The organism is Actinoallomurus acanthiterrae, from assembly GCF_054775715.1.
This window is the reverse complement of record NZ_BAAHCO010000001.1, coordinates 8,766,651-8,783,847: the sequence shown is the minus strand read 5'-3', so window position 1 is coordinate 8,783,847 and position 17,197 is coordinate 8,766,651. Positions and strand designations below refer to the sequence as shown.

Here is a 17,197-nt window from a genome sequence, read left to right as displayed (position 1 = left end):
GTGGACGAATGCTGGACACGACCGGCGAGCTGAACTGGTTGCTCGACGATCTGGTGGGACGCGTCGCGCGTGTGCGGCAGGCGATGATCCTCACCGGGGACGGGCTGCCCATGGGCATGTCCCGCGGGATGGACTCCGCGGAGGCCGAGCGGTTCGCCGCGCTGGCGGCCGGACTCCACGGCCTGGCGCGTACGGTCAGCGAGCGCGTCGAGGGTGGCGGCATCCGCCAGACGGTCATCGAGCTGGAGAAGGCGTTCATGTTCGTGGTCACGGCCGGGGACGGCACGTGCCTGGCGGTCGTCAGCGAGGGCGACGCGAACATCGGGCTGATCGCGTACGAGATGGCGCGGCTGGTCAAGCGGGTGCGGCGTCACCTGGCCACCGCCGCGCGGTCGACGGCCGGCAGACCGGACGGCATGCCGGGGGGAGCGTGATCCCCGTTGACCGCGCCCAAGCGGCGGTGGTTCGACGACGCGGCGGGCCCGATCGTCCGACCCTATGCGGTGAGCCGGGGCCGGACCCGGGAGTACGGGGAGACGCTGGACCTGCTGGCCGTCATCGTCGGCCGGGCGCCGGCGCGGGAGGACCGGCGGTGGCTGGATCCGGAGCACCTGCGGCTCCTCGGCCTGTGCCGGCGGCCGGTGACGGTCGCCGATCTCGCCTCCGACCTCGGCCTGCCCCTCGGCGTCATCCGCGTCCTGCTGGGCGATCTTCACTACTGGGGCCTGATCAGCGTGCGGCCTCCGCAGTCGCACGTGTACGCGCACGACGAACGGATACTCAGGGCAGTGCTCAATGAGCTATACACACTTTGATTCGGCCGTCGCCACGGCGGAGTCGCCGGTGGCCATCAAGATCCTCGTCGCCGGAGGGTTCGGAGCGGGCAAGACGACGCTGGTCGGCACGGTCAGCGAGATTCGGCCGCTGCGCACCGAAGAGGCCCTCACGAGCGTGGGGATCGGCGTCGACGACACCTTCGGGGTCGCCGGCAAGGAGACCACGACGGTCGCCATGGACTTCGGGCGCATCACGTTCCGGAACAACGTGGCGCTCTACCTGTTCGGCACCCCCGGGCAGCAGCGCTTCTGGTTCATGTGGGACGAGCTCGCCAAGGGCGCGGTCGGCGCGGTGGTCGTCGCCGACACCCGGCGGCTCGCCGACAGCTTCGCGGCGATCGACTACTTCGAGCAGCGCGGGACGCCGTTCGTCGTGGCCGTCAACTGCTTCGACGCCGCTCCCCGGTACGACGTGCACCGGGTCCGCGCGGCCCTCGACGTCGACCCCGACGTGCCGATCATCCTGTGCGACGTGCGGCGCCGCGAGTCGGCGAAGCTGGTGCTGGTCTCGATCGTCGAGCACGCGCTGCGGCTCGCCGGCCGGCGAGCCCCGGCGAGGTGACGGCGCGCCGACCGACGCCGGACGGACCAGGGAACGAGACGGAAGATTCATTATTTGAACATCGTCTCGGTAACGATCAGAAATTGTTTGATCGATTTCCATGGCCGAGCTGGATTCGGTACTGTTCTACCGTTTTATGGCCCGCATGCATGATCGCTTGCGCCCCCCGACAGCGACTCATGAAAGGACGCCACCCTTGGGTACCGCAGTGCTTCCCCTCGCATTGCCGCCCTGCCGCGTGATCGCTGCCATGAGTGCCTCCGCGGATGTGGGAATGTGAACATCTTCCTATGGATCTCCCTGCTCGCCCTCGTGTCCCTGGTACTCGCCGTCCGGGGCCGTCGCCGGTCCGCGGCGCCCGCCCCTGAGCCGGAAGACGGGTACCCCGAGTCGATGACCGCCGTCCTGCCCCCCGGCGACGAGGAATATCTCGCCTGGCTGGCTGATCATTCTTGGCCTGCCGACGAATACCTTGATCTCGAACGCGACTGGCGTTCCGAGCTTGCGTTGATCGCCGTTCATGCCGATCAAGATGGCCCAGTTTGTCCTGGTTGCGAACGTCCAGGCGATGACGTGTGGCCCTGCCCGAATTGTGGTCTTTTGGTGCATTCGACGTGCGGTCACGGAATGCGGCGCAGAAAGATCGCCAAGCCCTACCGTACGCGTGACATGGACTCCGAGTCGGTCGTCGCCGAATGGGTCTGCTGCCGGTGCGCCTCGATCGTCGGCCTCGACGTGGACCGCGGCGACGAGGAGACCGGGCACGGCCTCCACCAGTGAGCACGACGCTCACCAGCTGGTACGGCCTCCACCAGTGAGCACGGCCTTCACCAGCTGGTACGGCCTCCATCGGTGAGCACGACGCTCACGCCATGCGGCGCGACAGCGCGGCCAGGACGTGGGCCGCGCCGCGCGTCGCCGGGTAGAGGCCGCGGTACAGGCCGTACAACTCGTCGTACGTCTCCCCGGCCGCCGGGTCGGGGGTGACGACGTCGGCGGGTGGGTTCCACTCGCCGGCGGACAGGCCCACGGCCCGCCCGGCCAGCAGGGCGTCGCCGTAACACGCGCCGATCGTCACGGACGGCAGGACCTGCGGCTGTCCGAGCACGTCCGAGACGATCTGCGTCCACAGGCCGCCCTGAGTGCCGCCGCCCACCGCCACCAGGCGCTTGGCCGCGCCGCCGGCCGACCGCATCGTCTCCAGGTTGTGCCGCACGCCGAAGGCCGTGGCCTCCAGGGCCGCGCGGTACAGGTGCCCGCGCCGATGACGCAGGGTCAGGCCCAGGATCAGCCCGCGCGCGTCCGGGTCGAACAGCGGCGTCCGCTCGCCGGAGAAGTACGGCAGCATCAGCAGGCCGCCCGCTCCGGCGCCGGCCGCGCGCGCCTCCTCCGTCAACTCGGCGTACGACCCTCCGGTCAGGTCCCGCAGCCAGCCGGTGACCGCTCCGGACGTGGCCATCCCGGCCGCCAGGTCGTAGGTGCCCGGCGTGACCCCGACCGTTCCCCACAGCTCCGGCCAGGCGCGCCGCTGCGCCAGGACCTCGATGAGGAACATCGTCGTGCCGTACATCACCATGACGTCGCCGGGGTCGGTCACTCCCACGCTGACCGCTTCGGCCCAGGCGTCGATGGTCCCCGTGACGACCGGCGTGCCCGGCCGCAGTCCGGTCCGCTCCGCCGCCGGCGCGGTGACCGTGCCCGCGATCTCCCCGGGCCAGCGGAGCGGCGGCAGCTCCAGGCCGGGCGCGATCTCCGCCGCCCAGCCGTCGATCCAGGCGTGCTCCCGGCTGTCGTACAGCGGTGTGCACTGACTCGCGGAGTGGCGGTCGAGGACGTACTCGCCGGTGAGCTCGTGCACGAGGAAGGAACTCGCCATGAACAGCCGGCGCGTCCGCGCCCACACGTCGGGCTCGTGCCGCCGGAGCCAGGCCAGTTTCGGGCCGACGGCCTGGGTGGTCAGCGGGGATCCGCCGCGTTCGACGATCGTCTCGGCGCCGTACCGGCGGGTGAGCGACTTCCGCATCGACGGCGGACGGGAGGCCACCGAGCGCCTGCTGAAGCTGAAGGACGCCCCGGACGGCCTGTTCGTCGCCAACAACCTCATGACCATCGGCGCGGTCAACGCGCTCGACCAGGCCGGGGTGCGCTGCCCCGACGACATCGCGTTGGTGGGCTTCGACGACATGACCCCGGCGCTCGACATGCGTTCCCGGCTCACCGTCGTCAGCCAGCCGACGTACGAGATCGGACGCCAGGCCACCGAACTGCTGTTGCGGCGGATCGTCGGCGAGACCTTCCCCGTTCGCCACATCGTGCTGTCCGCGGAGCTGAAGATCCGTGAGAGTTCGCTCCGCGAACGGGCATGAAGGCACCGGCGGGGCGGCACGAGCGTTGACGCGGCCCGGCCGTACTGCTTACGGTCGTCATACCGACCAGTCGGTATGGCCCTGCCCGTACGGCGGCCGGGCGTGGCGACCGGGCTCGCGAAGGGACGGCACATGGACTTCGGATTCGATCAGACGACCATCGAGTACCGTGATCGGCTGCTCGACTTCATGGACTCCCACGTCCATCCCGCCGAGCCCGTCTTCGCCGCGCAGGCCGCCGAGCGCGCCGGCACCTGGACCACGCCGCCGGTCATCGAGGGCCTCAAGGCGGAGGCGCGCAAACGCGGCCTGTGGAACCTCTTCCTGCCGCACAAGGAGCACGGCGCCGGGCTGACCAACCTGCAGTACGCCCCGCTCGCCGAGATCACCGGCCGGTCCCCGCACATCGCCCCGGTCGCCTTGAACTGCGCGGCCCCCGACACCGGGAACATGGAGATCCTCTCCCTGTTCGGCACCCCGGAGCAGAAGGCGCGGTGGCTGGAGCCGCTGCTGGACGGCGCGATCCGCTCGGCGTTCTGCATGACCGAGCCGGCCGTCGCGTCCTCCGACGCCACCAACATCTCCCTGCGCATCGAGCGGGAGGGCGACACGTACGTCCTGAACGGCCGCAAGTGGTGGTCGTCGGGAGCCATGAGCCCGGCCTGCGAGATCCTCATCGTGATGGGCGTGACCGACCCGGACGCCCCGCCGTACCGCCGGCAGAGCATGGTGCTCGTGCCGAAGGACACGCCCGGCGTCACGGTCAAGCGCGGCATGACCGTCTTCGGGTACGACGACGGCACCCACGGCGGCCACGCCGAGATCGACTTCGAGGACGTCCGCGTCCCCGTGACCGGCGTCCTGCTCGGCGAGGGCGAGGGCTTCCGCATCGCGCAGGAACGCCTGGGCCCCGGGCGGATCCACCACTGCATGCGCGCCATCGGCATGGCCGAGCGGGCGCTGGAGCTCATGTGCGAGCGGGTCGTGTCCCGGGTCGCCTTCGGCGGCCCGATCGCCGACCAGGGCGTCGTGCAGGACTGGATCGCCGAGGCGCGCATCCGGATCGAGCAGGCCCGCCTGCTGGTCCTCAAGACCGCCTGGCTGATGGACACCGTCGGCAACAAGGGCGCCCGCGTGGAGATCTCGGCGATCAAGGCGGCGGTGCCGGAGATGGCGGGCTGGGTGATCGACCGGGCGATCCAGGCGCACGGCGGCGCCGGCGTCTCGCAGGACTACCCGCTCGCGGACCTGTGGGCCGGCGTGCGCACCCTGCACCTGGCGGACGGGCCCGACGAAGTGCACAAACGGTCGATCGCCCGCCGCGAGCTGGCCCCCTACCGGGGGAGATGATGGCCTCCGGCGACGACCGCCCGCTGCCGGAGCGGCTGCTGGCGATGGCCACCCGGCTGTTCGCCGAGAACGGCTACGAAGGCACCTCCGTACAGGAGATCGTCGCGGCCGCCGGGGTGACCAAGGGGGCGATGTACCACTATTTCGCCGCCAAGGACGACCTCCTGTACGAGATCTACCACCGGCTGCTGGCGCTGCAGACGGAGCGGTTGCAGCGGTTCGCGAGCGGTCAGGGTCCGGCCGAGGAGCGGCTGCGCGCCGCCGCCGTCGACGTGATCGAGACGAGCCTCGCCCACCTGGACGAGGTGACCGTCTTCTTCCGCTCCATGCACCTGCTGCCGGCCGAGAAGCAGAAGGCGGTGCGCGCGGAGCGGCGCCGCTACCACGAGTGCGTCCGCGCGCTGATCGAGGAGGGCCAGCGGGAGGGGACGTTCCGGCCCGGGGTGCCGGCGGACCTGGCGGTCAACTTCTTCTTCGGCGCGGTCCACCAGATCAGCACGTGGTGGCACCCCGACGGGCCGCTCGACGCCGCGGCCCTGGGCGACTACTACGTGGCTCTCTTCCTCGACGGGCTGCGGACCGGGGACGGCGTGTTCGAGGGTCGATGAATGCTTCGCCGCCACTGCGGTAAATGGAGGACATGCGGAAACTGTCATTGGACGCGGTGACCAGAGAGCAGCTCGAACGTGCCGGCGCGGGGCGGCCGGCCGGAGCGCCACCACCGTGTACGGAGGCCATGAGCACGCGCTGAGGCAGACCGTCGTCGCGCTCACGGCCGGTTCGACGATGGACGAGCACGCGAGCCCGGGGGAGGCGACGGTGCACGTGCTGCGTGGCCGGGTACGGCTCGTCGCCGGGAGCGATCATTGGGAGGGCCGGACGGGTGACCTGATCGCCGTGCCCGACGCCCGGCACAGCCTTGAGGCGCTCGAGGACTCGGCCGTCCTCCTCACCGTCGTCAAACTGCCGAACGGAGGCTGAGTGCCCGCCCGGGTACGGGCACCCGTCAGTCACCGTCGTGCGGAGAGGGTGGCCTCTGGCTGAAAGTGCGCCGGTACTGGCCGGGGGACACTCCGACCGCGCGGGTGAAGTGGTGGCGCAGATTCGCCTCGGCGCCCAGGCCGCTGCGCTCGGCGACGCGACCCACGGGTTCGGACGTGGACTCGAGGAGTTCACGTGCTCTCTGCATACGTTGGGCCAGCAGCCACTGCAGCGGTGATGTCCCGGTCGCCGCGTGAAAGCGGCGGATCAGCGTACGGGGGGTGACGTGCTGCCGGCGTGCCAGGTCGGCGATGGTGAGGGGCTCGTCGAGGTGCTCGATGGCCCAGTGGAGCAACGGCGCCAGGCCGTCGTCGTCCTGCCGGGCCAGCGGGGTCTCCACGTATTGGGCCTGGCCGCCCGCGCGGTGCGGGGGCACCACGAGCCGCCGGGCGAGCAGGTTGGCGATCCGGGTGCCGAAATCCAGGCGGACCAGGTGCAGGCAGAGATCGATGCCCGCGGCGGTGCCGGCGCTGGTCAGCACGTCGCCGTCGTCGACGTAGAGGACGCCCGGGTCGACGGTGACCTTCGGGAAGCGCTTCGCCAGGAGGTCGGCGTACAGCCAGTGGACGGTGGCGCGCCGGCCGTCGAGGATGCCCGCGGCGGCGAGCACGAACGCGCCCGAGCAGAGCGAGACGACACGCGCTCCGGCCTGGTGGGCCGCACGGACCGCCCCCACCAGGTCGGGAGGCTGGGCGTCGTGGACGTCGGCGCAGGCCGGCACGATCACGGTGTCGGCGTCGGCCAGCCGATCCAGGCCGTGCGCCGTGCCCGCCACGAAGCCGGCGCCGAGCGTGGTGCGGCCCGGCTCGGCGGCGCAGATCCGGAAGTCGTAGAGCCAGGGGTCGGCCAGATCGGGGCGGGCGCGCCCGAACACCTCACACGGGATGGCGGCCTCGAAGATCGGCACATCCTCGGTGACGGCCAATGCCACGCTTCTAGCAGCCATGTCACTATTTTAGCGGTTATCGTCATTCTTGCCACTGGCCCTGGTGGCTTGGGCCCTTGCAGCCTGTGATGCATGACCGAACCCGTGAATGTCCCGCGGCGGGCGGGCGCCGTGCTGGCGGTCGTGTGCGCGGCCCAGTTCCTCACGATCTTGGATCTGTGGGTGGCGAACATCGCGCTTCCGGTACTGCGGCGCGACTTCTCCCCGGCGACGCTGCCGGACGTCTCCTGGATCCTGGACGCCTACGCCATCGTGGTCACGGCTCTGCTCGTCCCGGCCGGGCGCGCGGCCGACATCGTCGGCCCCCGCGCGGGTTTCCTGGCCGGTCTGATCGTGTTCGGCATCGCGTCCCTCGGCTGCGCGCTGGCCCCGACGCTGCCGGCTCTGATCGTCTTCCGGGCGCTGCAGGCGACCGGTGCCGCCGTGCTCATGCCCACCTCGCTCGGTCTCGCGCTCTCGGCGTTCCCCGCGCACCGGCGGGGCACGGCGGTGGGGGTGTGGGCCGCGGTGGGGGCGGTGGCGGCCGGCGGCGGTCCGGTGCTCGGCGGGCTGCTCGTCGAGTGGGACTGGCGCTGGATCTTCCTCATCAACGTTCCTCTCGTCCTCGCCACCCTGGCGGCGGGTATCGCGGTCCTGCCTCGCGGCGGCGGTCAGGGAACCGGCCGGCGTGTCGACCACTGGGGGATGCTCCTGGCGCTCGGGGCCATCGGCCTCGTGTGCACGGCGCTGACCGAGATCTCGGATTGGCCCGTGGCGTGGACCGGGACGATGCTGACGACAGGGCTCGCCCTGGTGGCGGCATTCGTCGCGCATGTCCTTCGCCACTCCGATCCCGTGGTGAAGCCACGGCTGTTCGCCGTACGGGCGTTCAGCGCCGGTGCCGCCGGGCTGGTCACGTACTACGTGGGCTTCGCCGCCATGCTCCTCGGCACCACTCTGCTGCTGACCGAGCAGTGGCACTTCTCGGTCGTCCGGGCCGCGCTCGGCATCGCGCCCGGTCCGCTGGCGGCCGGCGTCCTGTCACCCTTCTCCGGCCGGCTGTCGGCGCGCTTCGGGAAGCGGAACACCGTCCTAGCAGGCGCGTTCCTGTTCGCGATGGCCGGGGTCTGGCCTCTGCTGACCGCCGAAGCGGCCCCCGCCTACCGGAGCGTGGTCCTGCCCAGCATGCTGCTCTGGGGGCCGGCGAACGCGGTCATCCAACCGTCGCTGTTCGCCTGCGCCGACACCGTCCCGCGTGCCGATCTGGCGTCGGGGTCCGCGGTGCTGTCGATGGCGCGCCAGCTGGGCTCCGCCCTCGGCGTGGCCGTGCTGGTCGCCGTCCTCGGCGCGGACCGTACGAGCGGCCTGGCCGGTTTCCACCGCGCCTGGCTCGTGGTCCTCATCGCCGCCGGCCTGACCGGTGTCGCCGCCCTCGGCATCGCCGGGCGGCGGGCCGACGGCGGCGAACGCGCGGCACTCGAGCACGGCACCGAGCGCGCGGCACTCGAGCACGGCACCGAGCGCGCGGCACTCGAGCACGGCACCGGGCGCGCGGCACTCGAGCCGGAGGCCGGTCGAGTGGTCCACGAAGCCGATCGATGATTCGACACACCATCCATGTTGGAAAATGTGCGAAACATGTTCGTATGTCTTTCTTATTGACAGTTTGCGTGCATTCGGGCATTAATTATCGCCATCTGAACCGGGTGCCTCCGGGAGCGGCGGGCGTGACCAGGGAGTTGGCGTCATGAGGGCGGACTCAGATACGGGCTCGACCATGCCCGGCGGCGGGATCACGAGACGCGCGCTGCTGGCCGGCGCGATCGCCACGGGAGCCGGAGCCGCCGGGATCGCGACGGCGAGGACGGCCACGGCTGAGGACACGGATTCCCCTGGACGGTCGTGGTCCGTGATCTCACCGGGCGGGCGACTGCACGCCCGGCTGGGATGGGGACCCGCCGGCCTGACCTGGGCGGTGAACCTGCACCGGCGGCCCGTGCTGCTGCCGTCGGCGCTCGGGCTGCGGCTGGACTCGGGCGCCCTGCTCGGGCCCGGCGCGACGCTCACCAGGGTCCGCCGGGACCGGGTCCACGGGCACTGGACCCCGGCGTACGGGCGGCGGGAACGACTCACCGAGGAATGCGCCGAACTCCAGGTCGACCTGGTCGATCCGGCGACGAACACGGCGTTCAGCGTCATCCTGCGCGCCTACGACGACGGCGTCGCGCTGCGCTACCTCCTGCGGAACGCTCCCGGAGACGCCGTCACCATCGCCGGCGAACAGACCCGCTTCCGCTTCCCCACCGGAGCCGTGCTGTGGGCGAGCCGCGACGAGTCGGACTACAGCCCGGTGTCCCCGGGCGCGATACCGGTCTCGAGCAACGGCGCCGGCGACAACGGCCCCCTGGCCGACATTCCCGTCACCGTGCGGCTGGCCGACGGCGGCACCGCGTGCATCGCCGAGTCGGCGCGCGAGCACTACCCGCGGCTGCTGCTCGCCTCAGTGCCGGACGACGCCGACGCCGTGGTGTCGTACCTGGCCACCTCCGCGCAGCGCGGCGGCGGGCCGATCCAGTCGTCGTTCTCGGTCGCCACGCCGTTCGCCACCCCGTGGCGGACCCTCATCGTGGGCGGCAGCGCCGCCGACCTGGTCGACCGCGGTGACCTGGTCACCACCCTCGCGCGGCCCAGCCTGCTGGCCGACACGTCCTGGATCAGACCCGGCAAGGCGTTCCGCTCCAACCTGACGACGGCCGAAGGGCTGGCGGCCGTGGACTTCGCCGCGACACGCGGCCTGCAGTACGTCGAGTTCGACGCCGGCTGGTACGGCCCGGAGAGCAGCCCGAGCTCGGACCCGACGCGCCCGATCCCGGCGCTGGACCTCCAGCAGGTCATCGCGTACGGCCGCGACCACGGCATCGGCGTGATCCTCTACGTCAACCGCATCGCCGCCGAGAGCGCGCTCGACCAGATCGCTCCGCTCTACCGGCAGTGGGGCGTGGCCGGGGTGAAGTTCGGGTTCCTCCGGGAGGGCACGCAGGAGCAGAACGACTGGATCTTCAACGCCATCCGGACGTTCGGCGAGCACAGGCTGCTGGTCAACACCCACGACGACCTGCGGCCGGCCGGTGGAGCGCACGCTGCCCAACTACATCACGATGGAAGGCGTCCGCGGCAACGAGCACTTCCCGACCGCCACGCACAACGTGACGCTGCCGTTCACCCGGAACGTGGCCGGCCCGATGGACTACACGATCTGCTACGCCCAGTCGCGCGACCAGACGACGAACGCCCACCAGCTGGCCATGGCCGCCGTCTACTACAGCGCGCTGGAATGGATCTACTGGTACGCCAAGCCGAGCCAGTTCGCCACCGGGTATCCGGAACTGTCCTGGTTCGACGCGGTCCCCACCACCTGGCAGGAGAGCCGGACCCTCGGCGGCGAGATCGGCGAGCACGTCGTCGTCGCCCGCCGGAACGGCGGCACGTGGTTCCTGGGCGCGATGACGAACGAACAGGCCCGCACCGTCGAGGTCCGCACCGACTTCCTGGAACACGGCGAGTGGCAGGCGCACGTGTACGCCGACGGCGCGCCCGCGAGCGCGCCTCACGGCACACCGGTGGTGCTGTCCGAGCGCACCGTACGGGCCGGCGACACGCTGCGGCTCGACCTCGCGCCGTCGGGCGGGCAGGCCATCCGCTTCGAACGCCGCTGACCGCCCCCTCGCCGTAGCCGACACCGATCCGGGTGCCCCGGGCCCGGACCGGATCCTTCCCCCTGGACCGGGGACCCCCTGAAGGAGTGACATGCGCGGACTCATCCCCCGTGTCGTGGCGGTGCTGCTCGCCATGACGACCACGCTGGCCGGCGCGGCCGGCGCGTCCGCCGAGAACGGCGACGACCCGCCCGGCCCGCCTGCGGCGCCGGGCGCGGTCGCCATCGTTCCCGGTGCCGCCTGGAACGACCAGAACGGTGAGCTGGCGCAACTGCACGGCGCCGGCATTCTCAAGGTCGGCGACACCTACTACGCGTACGGCGAGGACAAGGTCGCGGGCAGCGCGTTCACCGCCGTGGCCTGTTACTCCTCCACCGACCTGGTGTCCTGGACCCGGCACGCCGACGCGCTGTCCCGGCAGGCGAGCGGCGACCTGGGCCCGAACCGCGTGGTCGAACGGCCGAAGGTCATCTACAACGCGACCACGCACCAGTACGTGATGTACACGCACATCGACTCGCCCAACTACGGCGACGCCCGCGCCGGGGTCGCGACGAGCGCCACGCCGTGCGGGCCGTACGAGTATCGGGGGAGTGCCCGGCCGCTCGGCCAGCTCAGCCGGGACCTCGGTCTGTTCCAGGACGACGACGGCACCGCCTACCTGCTGTCGGAGGACCGCAACAACGGCCTGCGCGTCGACAAGCTGTCCGCCGACTACCTGACCGTGGAGTCACCGGCGGCCGTACTGCCCGACCGCGAGTCGCCGGCCATGGTGAAGGTCGACGGCACGTACTACCTGTTCGGCTCGAAGCTGACCGGGTGGAACACCAACGACAACGACTACGCCACGGCCACCTCGCCGAGCGGCCCGTGGTCCGACTGGAAGCCGTTCGCGCCGGCCGGCAGCAAGACGTTCAACTCCCAGACCAGCTTCGTCCTGCCGGTCAAGGGGCGGCACGGCACCACCTACGTCTTCATGGGAGACCGCTGGTACGCCAGCCACCTGCACGACTCGGCGCCGATCTGGCTGCCGATGTCGATCGGCGGCGGAAAGGCGTCGCTGAACTGGCAGTCCTCCTGGTCGCTCGACGTCGCCGACGGCACCTGGGAACCGCAGCGTACGGACACCGTCTATGACGCCGCCGCCGACGGCACCTTCTCCAACGGCGCCCAGGTGGTCACCTGCTCGGCCTGCTCGGGCGGTACGGCGGTGGGCGGCATCGGCGTCGGCGGCGGCCAGACCTCCTACACCTACGACGACGTCGACCCGGCGCTGCACTACAGCGGCGCGTGGACCCACGCCGCCAACCAGGGGTGGACCGACGGCGACTATGGCAACAACGAGTCCTTCAGCGTCCAGGCCGGCGACAGCGTCACGGTCGGCTTCAAGGGCACGGCGGTACGGTGGATCGGCCCGAAGAACACCAACGGCGGCATCGCCGACGTCTACCTCGACGACGCGAAGGTCGCCACGGTGGACACCTACGTCGCCGGCGGCAAGAGCTTCCAGCAGGCCCTGTACGCCAAGTCCGGGCTCGCCGACGGGGACCACACCCTGAAGATCGTGGTCACCGGCCAGAAGAACGCGGCCTCCACCGCGGCGACGGTCGTCGTCGACGCCATCGACCTGCCCAGCGGGAACGCTCCGCCCCCCGCCGGCGTGCTGCGGATCGACCACGTCATCGCGCCCCGTCCCGGGGACTACACGCTCAAGATCAGCTACGTGAATTCGGACCCGGCCAACCGGTACGCCTACCTGACGGTCAACGACGACGCGCCCGTCAAGCTGGCCTTCCCGACGACCGGGTCCAACGCGACCAACGTCGCCGTCGCCCGCGTACGTCTGAAGCCAGGGAGCGTCGGCAACGTCCTGCGTTTCTCGAACGACGACGGCCCGGCACCGGTGATCGACACCGTCGCGGTGCCGCAGCCGCAGCCCTTCGGCTGATCGGCCCGAACCGGACTCTCCAGGAGACGGCCCGCCCTCCTCACGCAACCCGCCAGGCGCCGAGGAGGGCGGGCCGCGTTCGCGTCAGCACAAGGCGCTGGCCGCTCGCACTTCGCCGAGTGCTCGCCGCACGACCTCGCCGAAGTCGTCGCCGTTGGCCGTGTCGCTCCAGCGCTCATAGGCGATCTTGAAGGCGAGCGCGCCCAACTCCGCGGCCACGCACGACGCCAGGTCGGGAACGCCGCGCCGCTTGAGCCCGTCGGTCATCGACGCGGTGAGAGCGAGGCCCTTCAGCGCTTCGCGCTCTCGCAGTTCCGGGCTGCCGGCGATCACCGTACGCCTGAGGGCGCTGAATTCGCGGCGGGCGGGCGTGAAGGACTTCCTCCCGACCTCGTCCAGGGCATGAGCCACCGCCTCGAGCGGGGTGGCGGTCGCCGGCGCTGCGACTATCGCCTCGACGAACAGTCCGGTCATCGCGTCGTGGCCGAAGAGCACTTCCCGCTTGTCCTGGAAGTGCCGGAAGAAGGTGCTCTTCGTCAGCCCCGCGCGCTGCGCGATGTCGATCACCGTCGTGTTCTCGTAGCCCCGTTCCGCGAACAGTTCGAGGGCGGCCAGGGCCAGTCGCTCTGACGCGTTCGGTTGCCAGCGGGCCATGGGAGGAGTGTACGGCACTTGGTCCCGTCACTCTGTTATGGTGATGGCAGTGATGGCACCAAGTCCCATCACCTTCTCTGCTGGAGGTCCCCCATGAGCCGAGCCGTCATCTATGAGACGTTCGGAGGTCCCGAGGTGCTGGAGCTGCGAGAGGTTCCGGAGCCGCACGCAGGCCCGGGCGAGGTCCGCGTCCGCGTGGCGGCCGCCGGGCTGAACCCGATGGACTGGATCATCGCCTCGCGGCCCGAGGCGGCGGCGCAGTTCGGCATCACCGTGCCGTCCGGCTTCGGATACGACTTCGCCGGCGTCGTCGACGAGGTCGGCGACGGCGCCACGGGCTTCGCCGTGGGCGACCGCGTCCACGGCGGCGCGCTGGGCAGAGCCGTCGCCGACTTCGTGGTGGTCAAGACGCCTGCCGAGGGCTCCGAAGCGCTCTTTCCGACGCCGGACGGCATCGGCGACGAGGTGGCGAGCACGCTTCCGGTGGCCGGCCTCACCGCCGCCGCCGCTCTGGCGGCGATCGACCTGCGGTCCGGCGACACCGTACTGATCGGCGGCGCCGCCGGCGGCGTAGGCGTGTTCGCCGTACAACTCGCGAAGCTCGCCGGTGCCACCGTGATCGGCACGGCCTCGGCGGGCACCTTCGAGTTCCTGCGGCAGTTCGATGCCGAGCCAGTGGCGTACGGCCCCGGACTGGCGGACCGAGTACTGGCTTTCGGCGGAGTGACCGCGGCGACGGACCTGTTCGGCACGGAGACGGCCGAGACCGCGCTGGCGCTCGGCGTACCGCCCGAGCGGATCTCCACGATCGCCGCGGGCCCCAACCCTCCCGGCGGCGTGCGCGCCACCGGCGGCTTCGACGCGGGGCCGGACGACATGGAACGGATCACCGATGCGATCCTCGCCGGCGAGCTCACCGTGCCCATCGCCGCGACCTTCCCGATCGAGAAGATCCGCGACGCCGTCACGTTGCAGGCCGGACGTCACGTCCACGGCAAGATCGTGGTCACGCTGTGATCAGTGGGTGAGAGGCGCCGGTTCAGTCGAGGATCGCGGTGGCTTCGATCTCGACGAGATGGTCAGGAACGTCGAGTGCCGCGACACCGAGAAGCGTCGCCGGCGGCACCGGGGTGATCTCCAGCCGCGTGGCCGCCCGGGAGATCCCCTCCAGGAGGGCGGGCATCTTGTCGGGGGTCCAATCGACGACGTAGAAGGTCAGTTTCGCAACGTCGTCGAAGGATCCGCCGACCTCGGCGAGGGCGGTGGCGATGTTGAGGTAGCACTGCTCGACCTGGGAGGTGAGGTCGCCTTCGCCGACCGTGACCCCCTCGGCGTCCCAGGCGACCTGTCCGGCGATGAAGACCAGCTTCGACCCGGATGCGATCGACACCTGCCGGTAGACACCGATCTTGGGCAATCCGTCGGGGTTCACCAGAGTGATGGCCATGCTGCCTATCTCCTGTGATCTCTTGTGGTTACTCAGGAACCATAGGAGAGTGGACGCTGACATGGAAGAACGCACTTTTCAGTGACTGGGGAACCTGATGGTGACCACACAGCTCAAGGGCGCCTCGGCCGACGACGCCGACCTGAGGCGCGCCGACTCCCTGGCGCGGGAGATCTTCTCGGACGTCGCCAACAAGTGGGCGTTCCTGATCATCGAGATGCTCGGTGAAGGCACCCTGCGCTTCAGCGAGTTGCGGAACGAGGTCGAGGGGATCAGCCACAAGATGCTCACCCAGAACCTGCGCATGCTGGAGCGCAACGGACTGGTCGAGCGGACGGTGCACCCCACCGTGCCGCCGCGGGTCGAGTACACCCTCACCGAGCCCGGGCGAGCCCTCCGGGCGACGGTCGACGGAATGTGCGTCTGGACCCACCGATACCTCGGCCACATCGAGACCGCTCGCGGCCGCTTCGATACCTGACGACTGGAGCACTCCTGCGCGCAGGACCGCCACCGGTCCTACCGGTGCGCTCTGTCGGTCGCCATCGGTAGAACTGCTGCGTGCATCGCCCCCGACACGTCGTACGGCAGGAGCAACCCGAATGAGAACCCAGGACCACCACCTCGAGGAGCTGTACGGTCTCCCCGCCTTCACGTTCCCCGAGTCCGGCGAGACGGCAAGGCTGCCTGAGCCCGACGCCGTGGCCTGGCGGATCGGCCACCAGAGGTGGGAATCCGAGGAGCTGTGGGAGGAGGCCTTCGGCCGTTTCTGCGCCGAAGTCGACATCACGCGGGTCCGCGCGCTGATCGTCGGCATCTGGGAAGACCCGGAGGACACCGATCCCTCCGAGGTCATCGATGCGCTGTTGGCCGTGCGCGACCGGCTGCCCGCCCTGCGGTCGGTGTTCCTTGGGGACATCACGGGCAAGGAGTGCCACATCTCCCGGATCAGTCAGACCGACGTCACTCCGCTGCTGGCAGGTTTCCCCGCACTGGAGGAATTCGGCGTGCGCGCGGGCGAAGGCATCAGCTTGGGAGAAACCCTGAGACTGAGGTTCCCCGCCCTGCGCCATGACTCGCTGCGCAGGCTGATCGTGGAAAGCAGTGGTCTGCCGGTCGACGTCGTGCGCGGTGTGGGGGCGAGCGAACTGCCCGCGCTGGAGCACCTCGAACTGTGGCTGGGAGGCTCGGAGTACGGAGCGGACTGTAAGGCAGCCGATCTGGAGCCGATTCTGTCCGGTGTCCGGTTGCCCCGGCTGCGGCACCTGGCCCTGCGCAACAGCGAGATCCAGGACGAGGTCGCCGCCGCCGTGGCGTCCGCCCCGGTGGTCGCCCGGCTCGAGGTGCTCGACCTGTCCCTGGGCACCTTGGGCGACGACGGCGCCGCCGCCCTGCTCGACGGCCGGCCGCTGACCCATCTCAAGAAGCTGGACCTGCACTACAACTACCTCAGCGAGCCCTCCCGGCAGCGCATACGCCAAGCGCTCGAACCCTCGAGCGTCGAGGTGGACCTCGAACGGGACGACGCCGAGCAGGACGAAGAGCGAGACATCTGCGTGGGACCGGTCAGCTACTAAACCTGGTCGGGTGATGTCGGGCCATCGAGCTTGAGCAGCAGTGCGCTCAACTCCGTCGGCATGGTGATCATGCAGTCGTGCCCGGTCGGCAGTTCCCACACCCGTGCCGGAGAACCATTGGGCTGTACAGCGGGGACGGGCCGCCGGGTGATGCCTTCCGGCTTCCCGCCGACGCAGTGGATGTGCGTGCGCGGGATCGCGTTCACGGCCGGGTTGTCCAGCCGGACCGGTTGCTGCAGGCAGCGCACCGGCTGGTCCGAGAGCATCGTGCGCAGCCATGCGACGTCGGCCGGGTCGGTGACCCCGAACAGGCCGAAGGGCGGAGGCATCTCGGGCAGCGGCGGAACGCGCCAACCACTGTCGGACTTCGCGGCCAGGTCGATCAGGTCCTGGGTGATGGGCTGGACGTCGACGGCGGTCTCGCCGTGCTCCGGGACCATCGCGTCGAGGTACACCAGCTGCGCGATCCGGTCCGGGACCTGGTTGGCCACGGACGAGATGACCAGGCCCGCGTAGCTGTGACCGACGAGTACCACCTCGGTCAGGTCCTCCTCGTGGATCAGCCTGATGACGTCCTCGACGTGTGTGTCGAGCCCCACCTCGGGGCTGAGTAGGTGCGCCTTGTCGTCGTAGCCGGTCAGCGACGGCGCGAACACGCGATGCCCGGCCGACTCCAGCAGCGGGACCACCCGCGCCCAGCACCGGCCGCTGTGCCAAGCGCCGTGGACCAGCAGGAATGTTGACATCGCTGCTTCCTCTTCGGGGTGTGGAGGCG

The 17,197-nt window shown here is 70.5% G+C and carries 19 protein-coding genes and 1 pseudogene; 15 read left to right on the top strand and 5 right to left on the bottom strand.

What is annotated here, in order from left to right; all coding sequences use genetic code 11:
- The first annotated feature begins 8 nt into the window (after positions 1–8).
- The 4 genes from ACYVF7_RS41360 to ACYVF7_RS41345 all read left to right on the top strand — a co-directional run bounded on the left by ACYVF7_RS41360 (position 9) and on the right by ACYVF7_RS41345 (position 2,178).
- Entirely contained in the window at positions 9–434 is a 426-nt protein-coding gene (locus tag ACYVF7_RS41360) for a roadblock/LC7 domain-containing protein (RefSeq protein WP_460351447.1), read from the top strand.
- A gap of 6 nt (positions 435–440) precedes the next feature.
- Entirely contained in the window at positions 441–815 is a 375-nt protein-coding gene (locus tag ACYVF7_RS41355; RefSeq protein WP_460351446.1) for a DUF742 domain-containing protein, read from the top strand.
- Positions 796–1,398 carry a GTP-binding protein gene (locus ACYVF7_RS41350; RefSeq protein WP_460351445.1) on the top strand — a complete coding sequence of 201 codons (603 nt, stop codon included), beginning with the start codon at positions 796–798 and terminating at the stop codon, positions 1,396–1,398. The genes ACYVF7_RS41355 and ACYVF7_RS41350 overlap by 20 nt, the downstream gene beginning before the upstream one ends.
- Before the next feature lie 393 nt (positions 1,399–1,791).
- Positions 1,792–2,178: a hypothetical protein gene (locus ACYVF7_RS41345; RefSeq protein ID WP_460351444.1), complete on the top strand. Its 387-nt coding sequence runs from the start codon at positions 1,792–1,794 to the stop codon at positions 2,176–2,178.
- 85 nt (positions 2,179–2,263) lie between these two features.
- On the opposite strand, the gene ACYVF7_RS41340 is transcribed toward ACYVF7_RS41345, so the two are convergent.
- Positions 2,264–3,421 (bottom strand): FGGY-family carbohydrate kinase, encoded by a 1,158-nt coding sequence (locus ACYVF7_RS41340; RefSeq protein ID WP_460351443.1) that lies wholly within the window; start codon positions 3,419–3,421, stop codon positions 2,264–2,266.
- Here ACYVF7_RS41340 and ACYVF7_RS41335 point away from each other — a divergent pair.
- The 4 genes from ACYVF7_RS41335 (at position 3,405) to ACYVF7_RS41320 (ending at position 6,095) form a co-directional block, all read left to right on the top strand.
- Positions 3,405–3,764 carry a substrate-binding domain-containing protein gene (locus tag ACYVF7_RS41335; RefSeq protein WP_460351442.1) on the top strand — a complete coding sequence of 120 codons (360 nt, stop codon included), beginning with the start codon at positions 3,405–3,407 and terminating at the stop codon, positions 3,762–3,764. The two genes, ACYVF7_RS41340 and ACYVF7_RS41335, sit on opposite strands and share 17 nt — an antisense overlap.
- A gap of 132 nt (positions 3,765–3,896) precedes the next feature.
- Positions 3,897–5,114, top strand: coding sequence for an acyl-CoA dehydrogenase family protein (locus tag ACYVF7_RS41330; RefSeq protein ID WP_460358395.1), 1,218 nt, complete (start codon positions 3,897–3,899; stop codon positions 5,112–5,114).
- Positions 5,111–5,722 carry a TetR/AcrR family transcriptional regulator gene (locus tag ACYVF7_RS41325; RefSeq protein WP_460351441.1) on the top strand — a complete coding sequence of 204 codons (612 nt, stop codon included), beginning with the start codon at positions 5,111–5,113 and terminating at the stop codon, positions 5,720–5,722. The genes ACYVF7_RS41330 and ACYVF7_RS41325 overlap by 4 nt, the downstream gene beginning before the upstream one ends.
- A 115-nt stretch (positions 5,723–5,837) precedes the next feature.
- On the top strand, positions 5,838–6,095 hold the full coding sequence (locus tag ACYVF7_RS41320) for a cupin domain-containing protein (RefSeq protein WP_460351440.1): 258 nt from the start codon (positions 5,838–5,840) through the stop codon (positions 6,093–6,095).
- A gap of 25 nt (positions 6,096–6,120) precedes the next feature.
- On the opposite strand, the gene ACYVF7_RS41315 is transcribed toward ACYVF7_RS41320, so the two are convergent.
- Positions 6,121–7,101, bottom strand: a complete 981-nt coding sequence (locus ACYVF7_RS41315; RefSeq protein ID WP_460351439.1) for a helix-turn-helix domain-containing protein — start codon at positions 7,099–7,101, stop codon at positions 6,121–6,123.
- Positions 7,102–7,173: 72 nt separating this feature from the next.
- Here ACYVF7_RS41315 and ACYVF7_RS41310 point away from each other — a divergent pair, with 72 nt between their 5' ends.
- From ACYVF7_RS41310 to ACYVF7_RS41295, 4 genes and pseudogenes are all read left to right on the top strand, one after another.
- Positions 7,174–8,682, top strand: a complete 1,509-nt coding sequence (locus ACYVF7_RS41310; protein ID WP_460351438.1) for an MFS transporter — start codon at positions 7,174–7,176, stop codon at positions 8,680–8,682.
- Between the two features lie 145 nt (positions 8,683–8,827).
- Positions 8,828–10,358: pseudogene (locus tag ACYVF7_RS41305) on the top strand (glycoside hydrolase family 97 catalytic domain-containing protein); the annotation flags it as partial.
- Positions 10,359–10,385: 27 nt separating this feature from the next.
- The gene (locus tag ACYVF7_RS41300; RefSeq protein WP_460358393.1) at positions 10,386–10,796 is read left to right on the top strand and encodes a glycoside hydrolase family 97 C-terminal domain-containing protein; all 411 of its coding nucleotides are present in this window, start codon (positions 10,386–10,388) and stop codon (positions 10,794–10,796) included.
- Between the two features lie 91 nt (positions 10,797–10,887).
- Positions 10,888–12,744 carry a family 43 glycosylhydrolase gene (locus ACYVF7_RS41295; protein WP_460351437.1) on the top strand — a complete coding sequence of 619 codons (1,857 nt, stop codon included), beginning with the start codon at positions 10,888–10,890 and terminating at the stop codon, positions 12,742–12,744.
- An 84-nt stretch (positions 12,745–12,828) separates the two neighbouring features.
- Here the strand turns inward: ACYVF7_RS41295 and ACYVF7_RS41290 are convergent, their stop codons facing one another.
- Positions 12,829–13,398 carry a TetR/AcrR family transcriptional regulator gene (locus ACYVF7_RS41290; RefSeq protein WP_460351436.1) on the bottom strand — a complete coding sequence of 190 codons (570 nt, stop codon included), beginning with the start codon at positions 13,396–13,398 and terminating at the stop codon, positions 12,829–12,831.
- 93 nt (positions 13,399–13,491) lie between these two features.
- Here ACYVF7_RS41290 and ACYVF7_RS41285 point away from each other — a divergent pair, with 93 nt between their 5' ends.
- Positions 13,492–14,415, top strand: a complete 924-nt coding sequence (locus tag ACYVF7_RS41285; protein WP_460351435.1) for an NADP-dependent oxidoreductase — start codon at positions 13,492–13,494, stop codon at positions 14,413–14,415.
- Positions 14,416–14,437: 22 nt separating this feature from the next.
- Here the strand turns inward: ACYVF7_RS41285 and ACYVF7_RS41280 are convergent, their stop codons facing one another.
- Positions 14,438–14,845, bottom strand: a complete 408-nt coding sequence (locus ACYVF7_RS41280) for a RidA family protein (protein ID WP_460351434.1) — start codon at positions 14,843–14,845, stop codon at positions 14,438–14,440.
- Between the two features lie 97 nt (positions 14,846–14,942).
- On the opposite strand from ACYVF7_RS41280, the gene ACYVF7_RS41275 reads away from it, so the two are divergent.
- Together ACYVF7_RS41275 and ACYVF7_RS41270 are read left to right on the top strand one after the other, a co-directional pair.
- Positions 14,943–15,326: a winged helix-turn-helix transcriptional regulator gene (locus ACYVF7_RS41275; protein ID WP_460351433.1), complete on the top strand. Its 384-nt coding sequence runs from the start codon at positions 14,943–14,945 to the stop codon at positions 15,324–15,326.
- A gap of 121 nt (positions 15,327–15,447) precedes the next feature.
- Positions 15,448–16,422, top strand: coding sequence for an STM4015 family protein (locus ACYVF7_RS41270; protein WP_460351432.1), 975 nt, complete (start codon positions 15,448–15,450; stop codon positions 16,420–16,422).
- Here the strand turns inward: ACYVF7_RS41270 and ACYVF7_RS41265 are convergent.
- Complete coding sequence (locus ACYVF7_RS41265) at positions 16,419–17,168, bottom strand: alpha/beta hydrolase (RefSeq protein WP_460351431.1); 750 nt, start codon at positions 17,166–17,168, stop codon at positions 16,419–16,421. The genes ACYVF7_RS41270 and ACYVF7_RS41265 overlap by 4 nt on opposite strands.
- Between the last annotated feature and the right edge of the window lie 29 nt (positions 17,169–17,197).